Origin of the sequence: Streptomyces sp. NPDC047981 (assembly GCF_040653315.1) — a bacterium.
In the GTDB taxonomy this organism is placed as follows: Bacteria; Actinomycetota; Actinomycetes; order Streptomycetales; family Streptomycetaceae; genus Streptomyces.
The window spans coordinates 1-15,799 of the sequence record NZ_JBEZNQ010000119.1; the positions used below are offsets into that span (position 1 = coordinate 1).

Annotated in this window: 14 protein-coding genes and 1 pseudogene; 7 read left to right on the forward strand and 8 right to left on the reverse strand. The window is 72.9% G+C overall.

Going from position 1 to position 15,799, the window contains the following annotated elements; translation table 11 throughout:
• Nucleotides 1-447, forward strand: a pseudogene (locus AB0E14_RS36910) (UL36 very large tegument protein); the annotation flags it as partial.
• Nucleotides 448-459: 12 nt separating this feature from the next.
• Here the strand turns inward: AB0E14_RS36910 and AB0E14_RS36915 are convergent.
• A complete protein-coding gene (locus tag AB0E14_RS36915; RefSeq protein WP_362428957.1) occupies nt 460-1,356 on the reverse strand; it encodes a PLAT/LH2 domain-containing protein in 897 nt (298 codons plus the stop codon).
• Nucleotides 1,357-1,622: 266 nt separating this feature from the next.
• Here AB0E14_RS36915 and AB0E14_RS36920 point away from each other — a divergent pair, with 266 nt between their 5' ends.
• Genes AB0E14_RS36920 through AB0E14_RS36935 form a run of 4 tightly spaced genes read left to right on the forward strand, consistent with a single transcriptional unit; the run spans nt 1,623 to nt 6,188 of the window.
• Nucleotides 1,623-2,465, forward strand: a complete 843-nt coding sequence (locus AB0E14_RS36920) for a nitrilase-related carbon-nitrogen hydrolase (protein WP_362428960.1) — start codon at nt 1,623-1,625, stop codon at nt 2,463-2,465.
• Entirely contained in the window at nt 2,462-3,742 is a 1,281-nt protein-coding gene (locus AB0E14_RS36925; protein ID WP_362428963.1) for an aspartate aminotransferase family protein, read from the forward strand. The genes AB0E14_RS36920 and AB0E14_RS36925 overlap by 4 nt, the downstream gene beginning before the upstream one ends.
• Nucleotides 3,743-3,770: 28 nt before the next feature.
• On the forward strand, nt 3,771-5,174 hold the full coding sequence (gene hydA, locus AB0E14_RS36930) for a dihydropyrimidinase (RefSeq protein ID WP_362428966.1): 1,404 nt from the start codon (nt 3,771-3,773) through the stop codon (nt 5,172-5,174).
• A gap of 12 nt (nt 5,175-5,186) precedes the next feature.
• Nucleotides 5,187-6,188: a TIGR03842 family LLM class F420-dependent oxidoreductase gene (locus tag AB0E14_RS36935; RefSeq protein ID WP_362428969.1), complete on the forward strand. Its 1,002-nt coding sequence runs from the start codon at nt 5,187-5,189 to the stop codon at nt 6,186-6,188.
• Nucleotides 6,189-6,204: 16 nt separating this feature from the next.
• Here the strand turns inward: AB0E14_RS36935 and AB0E14_RS36940 are convergent, their stop codons facing one another.
• The 6 genes from AB0E14_RS36940 to AB0E14_RS36965 all read right to left on the reverse strand — a co-directional run bounded on the left by AB0E14_RS36940 (nt 6,205) and on the right by AB0E14_RS36965 (nt 12,274).
• Nucleotides 6,205-7,116, reverse strand: a complete 912-nt coding sequence (locus AB0E14_RS36940; protein WP_362428972.1) for a M56 family metallopeptidase — start codon at nt 7,114-7,116, stop codon at nt 6,205-6,207.
• Nucleotides 7,113-7,481: a BlaI/MecI/CopY family transcriptional regulator gene (locus AB0E14_RS36945; RefSeq protein ID WP_362428975.1), complete on the reverse strand. Its 369-nt coding sequence runs from the start codon at nt 7,479-7,481 to the stop codon at nt 7,113-7,115. Before AB0E14_RS36945 ends, AB0E14_RS36940 begins: the two co-directional genes overlap by 4 nt.
• A 127-nt stretch (nt 7,482-7,608) precedes the next feature.
• Nucleotides 7,609-8,904: an MFS transporter gene (locus AB0E14_RS36950; RefSeq protein WP_362428978.1), complete on the reverse strand. Its 1,296-nt coding sequence runs from the start codon at nt 8,902-8,904 to the stop codon at nt 7,609-7,611.
• On the reverse strand, nt 8,904-10,025 hold the full coding sequence (locus AB0E14_RS36955) for a PLP-dependent cysteine synthase family protein (protein ID WP_362428981.1): 1,122 nt from the start codon (nt 10,023-10,025) through the stop codon (nt 8,904-8,906). The genes AB0E14_RS36950 and AB0E14_RS36955 overlap by 1 nt, the downstream gene beginning before the upstream one ends.
• A gap of 83 nt (nt 10,026-10,108) precedes the next feature.
• Entirely contained in the window at nt 10,109-10,534 is a 426-nt protein-coding gene (locus AB0E14_RS36960) for a hypothetical protein (RefSeq protein WP_362428984.1), read from the reverse strand.
• Nucleotides 10,535-11,233: 699 nt separating this feature from the next.
• Nucleotides 11,234-12,274, reverse strand: coding sequence for an NlpC/P60 family protein (locus AB0E14_RS36965; protein ID WP_362428987.1), 1,041 nt, complete (start codon nt 12,272-12,274; stop codon nt 11,234-11,236).
• A gap of 227 nt (nt 12,275-12,501) precedes the next feature.
• Here AB0E14_RS36965 and AB0E14_RS36970 point away from each other — a divergent pair, with 227 nt between their 5' ends.
• Nucleotides 12,502-14,208 (forward strand): tetratricopeptide repeat protein, encoded by a 1,707-nt coding sequence (locus AB0E14_RS36970; protein WP_362428990.1) that lies wholly within the window; start codon nt 12,502-12,504, stop codon nt 14,206-14,208.
• A gap of 23 nt (nt 14,209-14,231) precedes the next feature.
• Here AB0E14_RS36970 and AB0E14_RS36975 read toward each other — a convergent pair whose 3' ends face one another.
• On the reverse strand, nt 14,232-14,870 hold the full coding sequence (locus AB0E14_RS36975; protein WP_362428996.1) for a DNA alkylation repair protein: 639 nt from the start codon (nt 14,868-14,870) through the stop codon (nt 14,232-14,234).
• A 147-nt stretch (nt 14,871-15,017) separates the two neighbouring features.
• Here AB0E14_RS36975 and AB0E14_RS36980 point away from each other — a divergent pair.
• A partial coding sequence (locus AB0E14_RS36980) for an amidase family protein (RefSeq protein WP_362428993.1) occupies nt 15,018-15,799 on the forward strand: 782 nt, incomplete at its 3' end.

Genomic DNA, 15,799 nt, shown 5'->3' on the forward strand with positions numbered 1-15,799 from the left:
CTCTGCGAGGCCGTCGCCGGGCCGCCCGGCTGGCTTCCGGCCCTCGCGGCGGAGCTGCACCGCGTCGGCCTCGGCGCCGACTGGTCCACCCTCCTCTGGGAGGCGGCCTCGCTGCCGCCCGGCCGGCTCGCCGCCGTCGCCGGGGCGCTCGCCGACGCGGGCAGGGCCGAGGACTGCGAGCACCTGCTGCGGCAGGGCGTCGCCCGGCCGGTCGGCGAACTGGCGGGCGCGTGTGCCGCGTTGCGCGCCGAGGGGCATCAGCGGGAGGCGGACGCCCTGCTCGCGGCCTTCGTCCGGGCCCGTACCCCCGAGGACGCCGCACGTCTCGCCGCCGCCGACCCGCACACCCTGATCCCCCTGCTGCGCACCGCCGCCCGCGCGGTCTCCCCGGCCCGCGAACGCGACCTGGTCCACGCCCTGCGCGTCGCGGGCATGGCCGGAGCGTGAGACGCGGCCCCGCTACCGCGCGCCCTGGGCGAGCGCACCCTCCGGGCTGTACGCGGCGAACGCCGGAGCACCGTCCGCCGGGGCCTGCTCGCCTCCGGTGAGCCACAGCCGGGTCGGAGCGTCGGTCGGCCGCCAGAGCGCGGCGTAACCGTCCGGACCGGTGACGAGCGCGGCGGACTCGACCGCCCAGGCGTCCCGCCCGCCCTTCCACAGCTGGAAGGAGGCCGGGCGGCCGAACTCCGGGGCGACGGAGATGACGTAGGTGTCGCGCGCGCCGGCCTCGAAGTCGTTGTGGTCGGCCGTGTCGAGGACCGTCCACGCGGAGGTGCGCCCGGCCTCGTCCGTGAGCCGCGCCTGGACGTCGCTGTCCGTGCCGGCCCCGGGGGTGTCGGGGGTCGTCAGGGTCACCCGGTAGACCGCCGCCCCGGCCGCGCCGGTGTCCGGGGGCGCCGACGTGGTGCCCGGGCTCGGCGGCGCGACGGCGGGCGCGGTGGCGGGCCCGGCGGGCCCGGGGGATCCCGCGGAGGCGTCGTCGGGTCCGGCCGATCCGGAGGTGAGCGCCCCGACCGTGAGCCCGCCCGCCGCGCACGCCACGAGGACCGCCCCCGCCCACACGCCCTTGCGCCCGCGCCCCGACGATCCGCGTTCCGACGACCCGTGTCCCGACGACCGGCGTCCCGTGGCCGCCGGTCGAGCGCGCCCCACCGCCCGAGCCGTGTACGGCCCCGGCGCCTCCGCCTCGATCCGCGGCAGGGGCCGCGTCGACGCCACCTCCGGGACCGGGGCGTCCGGGAGCGGGACGCCCCCAGTCCAGGAGCCCGCCGCTCGCGGCAGGACCTCCGTCGCCTCCGGGTCCTGCCCGTGGTTCCGCGCGCCCTCGTCCGGGCCGTTCCACCGCACCGTCGTCACTCCCCGCCGTACCTGCTCCAGGATCGCCGGGCACCCTAAACGATCACTGCGGGGCAGCGATCGGAACGACCACCACGCGGACACATGGGCGTACCCCTGCGTGTCGGTGCGTGTCCGACATGGACCACTCGGGTATGAAACATGATCGACTCCGGCGGTTCACGGCGGTGGTCTTGCTCCGGGGTGTGACGGGGCTTACGTTCTCCTCCTACGCACCGCGTCTACGGGCGTAGAGGCTCTCTGACGCCGCGCCGAAGGAGCAGCTCATGACCGACGTCGTACGCGCCGCACTCGTCCAGGCGACCTGGACCGGCGACACCGAATCCATGATCGCCAAGCACGAGGAGCACGCCCGCGAGGCGGCCCGGCAAGGTGCCAAGGTCATCGGGTTCCAGGAGGTCTTCAACGCCCCGTACTTCTGCCAGGTGCAGGAGCCCGAGCACTACTGCTGGGCCGAACCCGTCCCCGACGGGCCGACCGTCACGCGGATGCGCGAGCTGGCCCGCGAGACCGGCATGGTGATCGTCGTCCCCGTCTTCGAGGTCGAGGGCGCGGGCTTCTACTACAACACCGCAGCCGTCATCGACGCGGACGGCTCCTACCTCGGCAAGTACCGCAAGCACCACATCCCTCAGGTCAAGGGCTTCTGGGAGAAGTACTACTTCCGGCCGGGGAACGCCGGCTGGCCGGTCTTCGACACCGCCGTCGGCAAGGTCGGCGTCTATATCTGCTACGACCGGCACTTCCCGGAGGGCTGGCGTCAACTGGGCCTCAACGGAGCCCAGTTGGTCTACAACCCGTCGGCCACGCACCGCGGCCTGTCCTCCTACCTCTGGCAGCTCGAACAGCCCGCGGCAGCCGTCGCCAACGAGTACTTCGTCGCGGCCATCAACCGGGTCGGCATCGAGGAGTACGGCGACAACGACTTCTACGGCACGAGCTACTTCGTCGACCCGCGCGGTCAGTTCGTCGGCGACGTCGCCTCCGACAAGGAGGAGGAACTCCTCGTCCGCGACCTCGACTTCGGGGTGATCGAGCAGGTGCGGCAGCAGTGGGCCTTCTACCGCGACCGACGCCCGGACGCCTACGACGGGCTGGTGCGGCCGTGACCGACCTCTACGCCCGCCACCGCGCCGTGATCCCCGACTGGGTCGCCCTCTACTACAAGGACCCCATCGAGATCACCCATGGCGAGGGCCGGCACGTCTGGGACGCCGACGGCCGGAAGTACCTCGACTTCTTCGGCGGCATCCTCACCACCATGACCGCCCACGCCGTGCCCGAGGTCACCAAGGCCGTCGCGGAGCAGGCCGGCCGGATCATCCACTCCTCCACGCTCTACCTCAACCGCCCCATGGTGGAGCTCGCCGAGCGGATCGCCACCCTCTCCGGCATCCCCGACGCCCGGGTCTTCTTCACGACCTCCGGCACCGAGGCGAACGACACGGCCCTGCTGCTCGCCACCGCGTACCGCCGCACCAACCAGATCCTGGCGATGCGCAACAGCTACCACGGCCGCTCCTTCTCCACCGTCGGCATCACCGGCAACCGCGCCTGGTCCCCGACGAGCCTCTCCCCGCTCCAGACCCTGTACGTGCACGGCGGCGTCCGCACCCGCGGCCCGTACGCCCAGTACAGCGACGAGCGCTTCATCGAGGCCTGCGTCGCCGACCTCGAAGACCTCCTCGGCCACACCCGGGACGTCGCCGCGCTGATCGCCGAACCCATCCAGGGCGTGGGTGGCTTCACCTCCCCGCCCGACGGGCTGTACGCCGCCTTCCGTCGCGTCCTCGACCGGCACGGCATCCTGTGGATCTCCGACGAGGTGCAGACCGGCTGGGGCCGGACCGGCGACCACTTCTGGGGCTGGCAGGCGCACGACCGGGCGGGCCCGCCCGACATGCTCACCTTCGCCAAGGGCATCGGCAACGGCATGTCCGTCGGCGGAGTGGTCGCCCGCGCCGAGATCATGAACTGTCTCGACGCCAACTCCATCTCCACCTTCGGCGGTTCGCCGATCACCATGGCCGCGGGCCTGGCCAACCTCGCGTACCTCGTCGAACACGACCTCCAGGGCAACGCGCGGCGCGTCGGCGGCCTGCTCATCGAGCGGCTCCGGGCCGTCAGCGCGGGCATCGACGCCGTACGGGAGGTCCGCGGCCGGGGCCTGATGATCGGCATCGAGCTCACCCGGCCCGGCACCGACGAGGCGGACCCGGCAGCCGCGGCGGCCGTCCTGGAGGCCGCCCGCGCGTACGGCCTGCTCATCGGGAAGGGAGGCGGCCACAACACCAGCTCCCTGCGGATCGCGCCGCCGCTCTCGCTCACCGTCGCCGAGGCCGAGGAGGGCGCCACCCTCCTCGAACAGGCCCTGCGTTCCCTGTAGTTCACCGCCATCACCCAGGGGGTCACCCGTGAGCACCCGCACCCTCATCCGCGGCGGCCTCGTCGTCACGGCCGCCGACGAGATCCACGCCGACGTCCTGATCGAGGACGGCCGGATCGCCGCCCTCGCGGCGCACGGCTCCGACACGGCCGCAGGCTGGACCGCCGACCGCATCCTCGACGCCACCGACCGCTACGTCATCCCGGGCGGTGTCGACGCGCACACCCACATGGAGCTGCCCTTCGGCGGCACCTTCGCCTCCGACACCTTCGAGACCGGCACCCGGGCCGCCGCCTGGGGCGGCACCACCACCATCGTCGACTTCGCCGTCCAGAGCGTCGGCCACTCCCTGCGCGAAGGGCTCGACACCTGGTACGCCAAGGCCGACGGCAACTGCGCCATCGACTACGGCTTCCACATGATCATGTCGGACGTGAACGAGTCGACGCTGAAGGAGATGGACCACCTGGTCCAGGAAGGCGTCAGCTCGTTCAAGCTGTTCATGGCCTACCCGGGCGTCTTCTACTCCGACGACGGGCAGATCCTCCGGGCCATGCAGCGGGCCGCCGACGACGGCGGGCTGATCATGATGCACGCCGAGAACGGCATCGCCATCGACGTCCTGGTCGAACAGGCCCTGGCCCGGGGGGAGACCGATCCCCGCTACCACGGCGAGGTCCGCAAGGCCCTCCTCGAAGCGGAGGCCACGCACCGCGCCATCCAGCTCGCCCGGGTGGCCGGGGCACCCCTGTACGTCGTCCATGTCTCGGCGGAGGAGGCCGTCGCCGAGCTGGCGGCGGCGCGCGACAAGGGCCTGCCGGTCTTCGGCGAGACCTGCCCGCAGTACCTCTTCCTCTCCACGGACAACCTCGCGGAGCCGGACTTCGAGGGGGCCAAGTACGTGTGCAGCACGCCCCTTCGGCCGAAGGAGCACCAGGCTGCCCTCTGGCGCGGTCTGCGGACGAACGACCTCCAGGTGGTCTCCACCGACCACTGCCCGTTCTGCTTCGTCGGCCAGAAGGAGCTGGGTCGGGGGGACTTCTCCAAGATCCCCAACGGCCTGCCGGGCGTCGAGAACCGCATGGACCTGCTCCACCAGGCCGTGGTGGACGGCCACATCTCCCGCCGCCGCTGGATCGAGATCGCCTGCGCGTCCCCGGCGCGGATGTTCGGCCTGTACCCGCAGAAGGGCACGATCGCGCCCGGCGCGGACGCCGACGTCGTGATCTACGACCCGCACGCCACCCAGACCCTGTCGGCGGAGACCCACCACATGAACGTCGACTACTCGGCGTACGAGGGAAGGACCGTCACCGGCCAGGTCGAGACCGTCCTCTCGCGCGGCGAACTCGTCATCGACCAGCGGAAGTTCACCGGGCGCGCCGGACACGGCGTCTTCACCCCGCGATCCACCTGCCAGTACCTGAACTAGGAGAACGACGACGTGGACTTCGGACTCGTCCTGCAGACCGACCCGCCCGCATCCGAGGTCGTCGGCCTGATGCGCCGGGCGGAGCGCAACGGCTTCCGCTACGGCTGGACCTTCGACTCGGCCGTGCTGTGGCAGGAGCCGTTCGTCATCTACAGCCAGATCCTCGAACACACGACGAAGATGCACGTCGGCCCCATGGTCACCAACCCGGGCACCCGCACCTGGGAGGTGACCGCCTCCACCTTCGCCACCCTCAACGACATGTACGGCAACCGGACCGTCTGCGGCATCGGCCGCGGCGACTCCGCCATGCGGGTCGCCGGCCGCAAGCCCAACACCCTGGCCCGCCTCGGCGAGGCCATCGACGTCATCCGCGACCTCGCCGAGGGCCGCGAGGCCGAGGTGGACGGCAACCCGATCCGTATCCCCTGGGTGAAGGAGGGCCGGCTCCCGGTCTGGATGGCGGCGTACGGCCCCAAGGCCCTCGCGCTCGCCGGACAGAAGGCCGACGGCTTCATCCTCCAGCTCGCCGACCCGTTCCTGACCGAGTGGATGGTGAAGGCGGTCCGCCAGGCCGCCGTCGACGCCGGCCGCGACCCCGACGCCCTCACCATCTGCGTCGCCGCGCCCGCGTACGTCGGCGACGACCTCGCGCACGCCCGGGACCAGTGCCGGTGGTTCGGCGGCATGGTCGGCAACCACGTCGCCGACCTCGTCGCCCGGTACGGCGAGCACTCCGGCATGGTCCCGGACGCACTCACCACGTACATCAAGGACCGCCACGGCTACGACTACAGCCACCACGGCCGGGCCGGAAACCCCGACACCGAGTTCGTCCCGGACGAGATCGTCGACCGCTTCTGCCTGCTGGGCCCCGCCGAGGCCCACATCGCCAAGCTCCGGCAGCTGAAAGCCCTCGGCGTCGACCAGTTCGCCGTCTACAACATGCACGACAGCCGGGAGGGCACCATCGACGCCTACGGCTCCGAGATCATCCCGGCGCTCGGCTCCTGACCCGCGAGCGCGGGTCCTAGAGTCCCGGCGGGCAGGCGACGAGCAGGGGCAGCAGCGGGGCCGTCAGGGCCAGCGACGCCGCCGATCCCCGCACCGCGGGGTGCGGGGACCGGCCGGGGCCGAGGACGCGGCGCATCCGGAGCAGCGCGGTCGAGCCGCCGGCGCCGAAGGCGCCCCTCGGGGTGCGGCCGGCGGCCAGTTCGTACATCGCCGTCGCGAGGACCTCGCCGGGGTGGCTCCGCAGCGCGCGGTCGTCGGCGATCATCTCCACCAGGATCGCCATCTGCTCCCGCGCGTGGCGAGCGAGCGGCACCCACGGGAACACGCCGGCGAACGCGCGCGTCGCCGCGATCAGCAGATGGTGGCGACCGGCGACGTGCGCGCGCTCGTGCTCCAGGACGGCCGTGAGCTGCTCGTCGGTGAGCAACCGCACGGCCGCCTCGCTCACGACGACGCGCGGGCGGAAGCCGGGGAGGCAGTACGCCGTGGGCGCGCCGTGCGGCAGCACGGTCGCCCGCAGCCGGTCGCAGCGCACCCCCACCTTGTCGAGCCGGTCGCGGTGCCGCGCCCGCGCCACCCCCGCGCGCAGGACGTGGAAGGCGAACGCGCCGAGGACCGCGGCGAGCACCGCCGACGGCAGGACCGTCGCGAGCAGGCCCGCCAGGGAGGGGTCGGGCGCCACAGGACCGCCCGTACCGACACCGCAGGCGTGCAGGAGCCCCACGAGCCCGGCGTGCAGATGCTCCGTGGGCGTGGCCAGTTGAGACGCGGCCAGCGCGGCCGTCAGCGTGAAGGAGACGAGGAGCGCGAGCCACACCGCGGCGCCGAGCACGGGCGCGCGGTGCGGCCACGCGCTGCGCAGCAGCACCCGCGGGGCGACCGTGCCGACGAGGGCCGCGTAACCCAGCAGCGCGGGGGCCGCGTTCACTGCTTGGTCCGCCGCCCGACGGTCCGGAGAGCCTTGCGGAGCGCCGCGATCTCTTCGTCGTCGAGGTTCTCGACGAAGTGGACCAGCGCGCCCTCGCGGTCCTCGCTCGCCTCCAGGCCGTCCTCCATCAGCGCCGCCGAGTACGCCTCACGGCTCGCGGCCGCCCGGTACCGCCAGATGCGGCCGTCGCGCGCCCGGGTCAGATGGCCCTTGTGGAAGAGGATGCTCGTGACCGTGGTCACGGTCGTGTAGGCCACCTCCCGGTGGAGGTTGATGTCGTCGACGACCTCACGGACGGTGGCGGGGCGGTCCCAGCGCCAGAAGCGGTCCATGATCTCCGCTTCCAGTTCCCCCAGCCGCCGCATGGCCCGTTCCTCTCCGCCGACACCTTCGGACTCATACTAGAGGGGCGTTCGAGCCGGGCGAGCGCCCTCGGTGCGCACGTGGGGGCGGGCGCTCCGTGAGCGCCCGCCCCCTGTCGTCACTGTCGGGTCAGACGGTCACGGACCGTGGACGGAGTTCCGCCGACGGCCCGGCGAGCCGGCCGGTCCGGTGCAGTCCGTACAGCGCGGCGGTGCACGCGAGGCCGAGCGCGGTGAGCGCCAGCCAGGGCAGCGCGGAAAGACCGGCCCTCCGCGCCGCGTCGAGCGCGGCCCCCGTCAGGAGATTGCCCAGGGTGATGCCGATTCCGCAGACGGTGTTGTACAGGCCGTAGTGCGTGGCAACGAGCCGGTCGCCGGAGAGCCGGACGATGGTGTCCATCTCGAAGGGGTACGCGATCATCGTCCCCACCGCGAGGAGGAGCGCGCAGAGCGTCGGCGGTACGGAGGCCAGCAGCCACCGGCCGAGGCCCTCGTCCGGGACGGGGACCGCCGCGGCCAGGAGCAGCGGCACGAAGGCCACGCCCATGACGAACAGCCCCCAGGTGAGGGCACGCCCCGGCGCCACGTGCGCCTTGAACCAGGCGGTCACCCGCGTCTGGAACAGGATCGTGCTCAGCCCGGACACCGCGAACAGCACGGCCACGGCCGCCGTCCCGAACGTTCCCTCGCCGCCGAGCCGCCGCACCTCGAGCGGCAGCGCCAGGTAGACCTGGAAGGACAGGACGTACGAGCCGATCATGGCCACCGAGAAGAGGACGAACGGGCGGTTGCGGAGGATGCCGCGCCACTCGGCGAGCACGCTCCGCCCCTCCTTCTCCTTCGTCCCCTCGCCCCGACGGGTCGGCAGGGCGCGGATCTGCACCACGCTCAGCACGGCGAAGGTCCCCGCCGCGACCAGGCAGGTGACGCGGAAGTCGACGCCTGTCAGCACCATGCCCACCAGCGGCCCGAGCAGGATGCCCGCCTGGTAGAAGACGTTGAACAGCGCGAACGCCTCCACCCTCCGCTCACCGGCGTCGACGGCGAGGTAGGCGCGGGTGGCCGGGTTGAACAGCGCGCCCGCCAGGCCGGTCGCCGCGGAGGCGGCGATCAGCGCGGGTACGGAGTCGACCAGGCCGAGGGTCGCGAAGCCCACCGTGCGCAGCACGAGACCAGCGATGATCATGGGCTTGTAGCCGAGCCGGTCCGCGAGCGTCCCCCCGACGAGGAACATGCCCTGCTGGCTGAAGTTGCGCACGCCGAGGATCAACCCGACCAGCCAGCCGGCGAGCCCGAGCGGCCCGGCCAGGTGCGCCGCGAGGTACGGCATCAGCATGTAGAAGCCGAGGTTGATGGTGAACTGGTTCACCATCAACAGCCGGACGCTCCGTTCGTACGAACGGAACTGGGAGTACGTGCCCTTCATCAGGCCTGCTCCTCCGTACGCTCCTCCGCGCCGTCGCCGTCCTCCGCGGCGAGCGTGAGCGGGTCGACCACGGTGGCGCAGCGGGTCCAGCGGGTGACCTCCTTCTCGTCGAGGCGGCCGATGACGTCCGGTTCGGGCGCCGGCGGGGTGTCGAGCAGGCCGTGCGCGGCGCAGTAGTCGTCGTCGTAGACGCTGCCGAGATAGCGCTGCGGTCCGTCGGGGAAGACCGCCGCGATCCTGGTCTCCTGGGGGAGCGAGCGGGCGAGCCAGCCGGCCACGAGCGCGACCGCGCCGACGCTCCAACCGCCCGTCGCGTAGTGGGAGGTGGCGAGTTGGCGGCAGGTCCACACCGCCTCGGCCGGCGCCACCCAGTGCACCTCGTCGAACCGCTCGTACGCGACGTTGCGCGGGTAGATGCTCGATCCGAGCCCGCGCATCAGCCGCGGCCGGGCCGGCTGACCGAAGATCGTCGAACCGATGGTGTCGACCCCCACGAGCGTCAGGTCCGGATACAGCTGCCGCAGGACGCGTGACACGCCCGCCGAGTGCCCACCGGTGCCCACGCTGCACACCAGGACGTCGATGTGCCCCAGCTCCGCGGCGAGTTCGAGGGCCAGCGGCGTGTACGCGGTGGTGTTGTCCGGGTTGTTGTACTGGTCCGGGCACCAGGAGCCCGGGTGCTGTTCGAGGAGTCGGCCGACCCGGTCCCGGCGGGCCTGCTGCCAGCCGCCGGTGGGGTGGGCCTCGGTGACCACGTTGACCTGGGCGCCGTACGCGGCGAGCAGCCGGGTCATGGAGAGTTCCAGGCCGGGGTCGGTGACCAGGGTGACGGGGTGGCCGTGGACCATGCCGGCGAGTGCGAGGCCGAGGCCGAGGGTGCCGCTCGTGGACTCGATGATGCGGGCACCGGGGCGCAGGTCGCCCCGGGCGCGGGCCCGTTCGACCATGTGGAGACCGGGGCGGTCCTTGATGCCGCCGGGATTGAATCCCTCCAGCTTGGCCCAGAAGCCACGGCCGGCCGGGGTGAGCGGCTCGGAGATCCGGAGAAGGGGGGTGTTGCCCACGAGCCCGGAGAGGGCGGAGCGGGTGGGGGGTGTGGCGTCGGTGGTCGAGGAATGCATGGCTTCGCTCTCGATTCGATGGTGCGCGTCAGGGATGGTTCGGGAGGAGCGGCCGCGCGGTGCGCGGACGGGAGCCGAACGGCCTACACGCGCCACCGGCAGACGCGGATCTGCGTCGAACGGCCTGGTTCCGCTATGGCGGCCCGGCCGAACGCAGGGTGCTCGCCGCGTTCCACGGGTGAGACCGGGCCGTCCCCGATCCCCGTGACGGACGTGGCGGTCGAGGGGGAAGCGGTGGCGTCGGGCGCCTGCCGTGGCAGGAGATGGGCGTCGGCCATCAGGCCGGCAGCGGTGCACCCGCCGCCGTGGTGGTGGCGAGGATGCTGAGGGAAGTCGCCGACGGGCGGGGCGACTTCGCGGTCGACGACGGGGGTGCTCGCGGTGGGCGTGCTTCTCTCCGCCCATGGGTGCGTGGTGTCACCGAGCGGGGCGAGGCAGAGCACGGCCGACAGGAGCAGGGCGCCGATGACGGCGGCGAGCAGCGGGGTGCCGTGGGGTGGGCGGGTCACAGGTCCTCCGGGCGGCGGCGATCCTCGCTCCCGCGAGGGCAGGAGGGAGACGCCCCGCGACGGTCGGGGGTGTGGGGGGTCGTACGCGATCGGGTCTCGGGTCCGACGCGCGAGCGGGTGTGCGCCGGCGCGGCAGGGAGCCGGGGCGCGTTCTAGACCTGAAGGACCGCTGAGGATCTGGGCGTTGACGCCGACGGCACGGCTGTCCGGCTCATCGCTGCGTCGTTCCGGCAGCAGACCTGGACCGCGTGGGCCGCCTCGCTCTGTCGTGCGCCGCACGGTGTGCCGGGCGCGGGCGTTCCCGTCGGGGTCAACGGCGAACACTCGTGTGCGGGATGGCTCGGGTCGTGCTCGCCGGAGCCTCCCACGAGGCCGACACGGGCGCCGAGGGCGCCGATCACGGCGGGGGACGAGGCGGGGGACAGGGCCGAGGTCCTGTGCGCGTCAGGTCCGTACATGTCGTGTCCGTACATGTCCGGTCCGTGCCCGGCCAGCAGGCCGAACAGCAGCGCGGCCAGGCCGAGTAGACGTCGCAGCCCCGCCGAGAAGCGGGAATGCGGCGCACGCGAACGCGGCCGGGCTGTCATCACGCCGTAATCCTAACCATCGCGCGGAGCCGGTTCTGAATTCCATGGGAAACGCGGCGTGAATTCGAGGGTGAGTTGTCGGCCAATCAGCCGATCCGCTTTTTCCTCCGCGTCAGCCGATGCGTACACCCCACATGAACGGCATGCCGCTGCGGGCGATGGATTCGTAGCGGACCTGCGCACCGGGCTTGGGGGAGTGCAGGATCTGCCCGTTGCCCGCGTAGAAGCCGACATGGCTGAGATCGGTGCGCATGATGACGAGGTCGCCGGGCTTCAGCGCGCCGAGGGAGTCGATGCGGGTCCCGGCGGCGGCCTGGGCCTGGGAGGTGCGGGGTATCGTCACGCCCGCCTGGCGGAAGGCCCAGGAGGTCAGACCGGAGCAGTCGAAGGACGCCGGGCCGCTCGCGCCCCAGACGTACGGCATGCCGACCCGGCTCTTGGCCGAGGCGAGGGCCGCGGCGGCGCGCTGGGAGGCACTCGCCTCGTTCCCGAGGTTCACCCGTGCGCTCGCCCGGTCGGCCCGGTCCTCCTCCTGGGCGATCCGCGTCCGTTCCTTCGCCGACAGCGTGTTGAGGAGCCGCTGTGCCTCGCGCAGCTTGCCCTGGATCTCGGCCTTGCGCTCGCCCAGCTGCCTCTGCGTGGCGTCGAGGTCGCCCAGTTTCCGCGTCGCCTCCTCGCGCTGCAGGCGCAGGGCCTGCTGCTGGGAGAGGAACTGCTGGAGGACCGCGGCCTGCCGCTCGCCCGCCCGGTCCAGCGCGGACGCCTTCGCCAGGTAGGAGTCGGGGTCCTCGGAGAGGAAGAGCTGGAGCGCGGGATCGAGGCCGCCCGAGCGGTACTGGCCCGCCGCCACCATGCCGAGCCGGTCGCGTAGTTCGTTCACCTCGCCCTGCCGGCGGGCCACCGCGTCCTGGAGGGCCTTCGTCTCCCCCCTGAGCCTGTCGGCCTTCTCCTTGGCGCCGTTGTACTTCTCCGTGGCCTGGGTCGCCTGCTCGTAGAGGCGGTCCACCTGGGCCCTGACGCCTTTCTTGTTCGGATCGGGCAGGGGGTCGGCGGAGGCCGGCTGGACGGAAAGGGCCACGGCCGCCGCGGCGGTGGCGGTGACGAAACCGGTTCGGCGTGGAGAGGCCTGGGGCGGGCGGCGGTGGGCGGCCATGGCGTAGCTCCTTCTTCCTGGGTCGCGGACGGTCCTGGCGTCCGTCGGACGAGATCCGGTGAAAGCTTCGTAGATTCTAAGTTGCTTAGATGACTAGGTCGAGAGCGGCCCCTGCGGACCGCGGGGGCGCGGGGTCGCGTGCGGGGAACCGTCGGGCGGGGAACCGTCGGGCGGGGCGGGGCGTGACAGTGGGCGTGGGGATCGGGACCGACGGGGAGGGTGCCGGGATGCCGGACGCGGGTGCGGTGCGCGAAGCGTTACGTGAGAGAGCCGAGTTGCGGGAACTCGCCCGGCAGGATCCGGAGAGGTGTCTGCCACGGCTCGGGGCGTGTCTGCACGGGCTGGCCTCGCTGCTGACCGAGGATCCCGAGCGGTTCGGCGAGTCGGCGGAGGTGCTCGGGGAGGCCGTCGAGGTCTTCCGGAAGCTCGCCGCGCTCGACGCCGAAGGGCACGCCTCCGGACTCGCCGCCACACTCGGCCGCCGCGCGCTCGTCCTCGGCCTGCTCGGCCGGCGGGCGGAGGCGTACGAACAGGCCCGCGAGGCCACCGATCTGCTGCGGGACCTCGCCCGGCGCGAGCCCGGCCTCCACCTGCCCGACCTCGCCCGGTCGCTCACCAACCTCGGCAACCAGCTCGCCGAGCTGGGGCGCCATCACGAGGCTCTGGAGGTGATCCGCGAGGGCGTCGCGATCCGGCGCCGACTGGGCGAGCGGGACGCCCTCGCCTCCGCGCTCGGTGAACTGGGCATCAAACTGGGCGAGATGGGGCGCGGAGAGGAGGGCGTGGTCACCCTCCGGGAGGCCGTCGACCTCTTTCGCGCCGCCGCGCCCCGCGCGGATCCCGGGGAGCGCTACGCGACGGTCCTGGCCCTCATCCACCACCTGCACCAACTCGGCCGCGAGGCCGAAGCCGCCCCGTACGTGGCCGAGTTCGTGGACCTGCGCCGGTCCGTCGCGACGGGCGATCCCGGCCGCCTCGCCCTGATGGAGGCTCTGTTGCGCCGCCATGGGTACACGGTGACGCCGGACGGCCGGTTCCGGCGCGAGGCGTCGGGATCGAGGAACTCCTCGACGAGCCCCTCCTCCGCCTCCTCACCGCCCCCTTCCTTTCCGCTCGACCGCGTGCACGGCATGAACGACCAGGCCCTGCGGCTCGTCTCGGCCGGGAACCTCGGTCTCGCCGCCGAGATCCTGCGCGACGCCGTCGCCCTGTGCCGTACGCCCGCTACCACCGATACGGCCACCCCTACCGCCACCGGCGCCGATGCCGCCCTGGCGCTGGCCCGGTCCCTGCACAACCAGGGCCTCACCCAGGGCTGGCTCGGCCGGCACGCCGACGCCCTCGCCTCCGCCGACGAGGCCGTCGGCCTCTACCGGCGGCACCTGAAGGCCCATGAGCGCCGGATCCGCCCCGCTCTGGCCGACGCCCTCGACAGCCTGGGCAACCGGCTCGCCGCCCTCGCCCGCCACCCCGACGCGCTCACGGCGGCCGAGGAGTCCGTCGCCCTCTTCCGGCGGCTCGCCGAGGACGACCCCCGGACGCATCTGCCGAGCCTCGCCCGCGCGATGAACAACCTGAGCATCCGTCTCACCGACACCGGTCGCCACGAGGAGGCGCTGCGCTCCTCGCGGGAGGTCGTCGCGATCTACCGCGGGCTGCGCGTGGACGACCCGGAGAAGCACATGGACGGGGCGATCCACGCGCTCGCCAACCTCGCCCTCCGGCTGGCCCGCGCGGACCGCGAGGACGAGGTCCTCGCGCCCACCATGGAGGCGGTCGACCTCCTGTTCGGCGCGCGCGGCCCGCACCACCCGAGCAGCGACGTCGCGCGCCTCGCGGAGTCCCTCGCCTGGCTCGCCCGGTACCTGCGCAAGAACGGCCGTCGCGGCGAGGCCCGTACGGTGCGCAGGGCGGCGTCGGCACTGCGCCCCTGAGCGCGGGGGCCGGACAGCCGGCTCTAGCCCTGTCTGCGGACCATCTCGTCGATCCAGATCGGTGCGAACGGGGAGGTGCAGCCGGGGGACGTCGGGTAGTCCTTGAGGACCTCGAGCTCCTCGCCGATGCCGATCGCGCGGGTGCGGTACGCGGGGTGCTGGATGCCGATCTGGGCCAGGCAGGCGTTCATGGCCCACTGCAGGCGGTCCGGGGCGTCCTTCATCTGCGACTCGATGACGTCGAGGAGTACCGCGAGGTCCAGGCCGTCGGGCCTCTTCACCACGCGCTCGGCGGTCAGTGCCCAGCCGGCGCTCGCGACCGCCGGGTCCGGATCGGCGGACCAGGCCAGGCGCAGTTCCTCGGCGTGCGGGCTCTTCTTCACCACGTAGTTCACGAGCCAGTCGTGGACCTTGGGGGCGCGCGCCTCGCGCACCATGCTGTCCAGGTCATCCCGTCCGTACGCCTTCGGGCGGCTGATCAGGATCGCCAGCAGGCGCGCCGCCGTGTCGTCCGTCGCCCAGAGTCCGCGCGCCAGCTCCTGCTGCGTCCTGAGCCGCTTCGCGACCGCGCGCAGCTTCCCGAGGTTCACGCCGTGGTCGTCGCCGTGCCGCTCGTTCACGGCGCGCGCCTTCGGGTCTTCGAGCGCGGCCAGCTCGGCCATCACCTCGGCGACCGTCGTCCCGGTCGAGTCTGTCGCGGCCACTTCGGTCTCCTCTCGGTCCACCTGCCCGACGAGCCTACGGGACCCTGCTGACAAGGAGGCTACTCTCCAGTAGGGTTCCGGCATCTTCGAGACGAGGGGGCTGGTGTGAGCGCGGTCGAGTACAGCGGACTGGCCGAGCAGGCGCGGCAGTTGGCCGAAGGTACGGTCACCTCGACGGCCCTCGTCCAGGCGGCCCTCGACCGGATCGAGGCCACCGGGCCCACCTTGAACGCCTTCCGCTGCACCCGCCCGGAGGCCGCCCTCGCCGAGGCCGCGGAGGCCGACCGCAGGCTCGCCGCGGGGGAGCGGCTGCCGCTGCTCGGCGTGCCGATGGCCGTCAAGGACGACACCGACGTCGCCGGCCTGCCCACCCGCTTCGGCTGCGCCGGGGACATCCCCGTCGCGACGGAGGACGGCGAGGCGGTGCGGCGGCTCAAGGCAGCCGGGGCCGTGATCGTCGGCAAGACGAACTCCTGCGAACTCGGTCAGTGGCCGTTCACCGAGGGCCCGGCGTTCGGAGCCACCCGCAACCCGTGGAACACCGATCACACCCCCGGCGGCTCCTCCGGCGGATCGGCGGCCGCCGTCGCCGCCGGGATCGTCCCCGCCGCGCTCGGCTCCGACGGTGCGGGCTCCATCCGCATACCCGCCGCCTGGACCCACCTCGTCGGCATCAAACCGCAGCGCGGCCGGGTCTCCGTCCACCCGTACGACGACTGCTTCCAGGGACTCACCGTCAACGGTCCGCTCGCCCGGACCGTCGGCGACGCCGCCCTGCTCCTCGACGCGGTCGCCGGGCCCGAAACCGGCGGCGGCCTACAACCCAACCGGCTCCACCCCGCGGGCCCGGGGGCCCGGGTACCCGGCCGGCAGGGGGTCGCGGGGCG

Excerpts from the sequence above, each read along its gene's own strand:
- AB0E14_RS36920 (WP_362428960.1), top strand. The coding sequence starts at position 1,623 with ATGACCGACGTCGTACGCGCCGCACTCGTCCAGGCGACCTGGACCGGC.
- AB0E14_RS36945 (WP_362428975.1), bottom strand. The coding sequence starts at position 7,481 with ATGCGGCGGCTGGGGGAACTGGAAGCGGAGATCATGGACCGCTTCTGG.
- AB0E14_RS36950 (WP_362428978.1), bottom strand. The coding sequence starts at position 8,904 with ATGAAGGGCACGTACTCCCAGTTCCGTTCGTACGAACGGAGCGTCCGG.
- AB0E14_RS36955 (WP_362428981.1), bottom strand. The coding sequence starts at position 10,025 with ATGCATTCCTCGACCACCGACGCCACACCCCCCACCCGCTCCGCCCTC.
- AB0E14_RS36965 (WP_362428987.1), bottom strand. The coding sequence starts at position 12,274 with ATGGCCGCCCACCGCCGCCCGCCCCAGGCCTCTCCACGCCGAACCGGT.
- AB0E14_RS36970 (WP_362428990.1), top strand. The coding sequence starts at position 12,502 with ATGCCGGACGCGGGTGCGGTGCGCGAAGCGTTACGTGAGAGAGCCGAG.
- AB0E14_RS36975 (WP_362428996.1), bottom strand. The coding sequence starts at position 14,870 with ATGGCCGAGCTGGCCGCGCTCGAAGACCCGAAGGCGCGCGCCGTGAAC.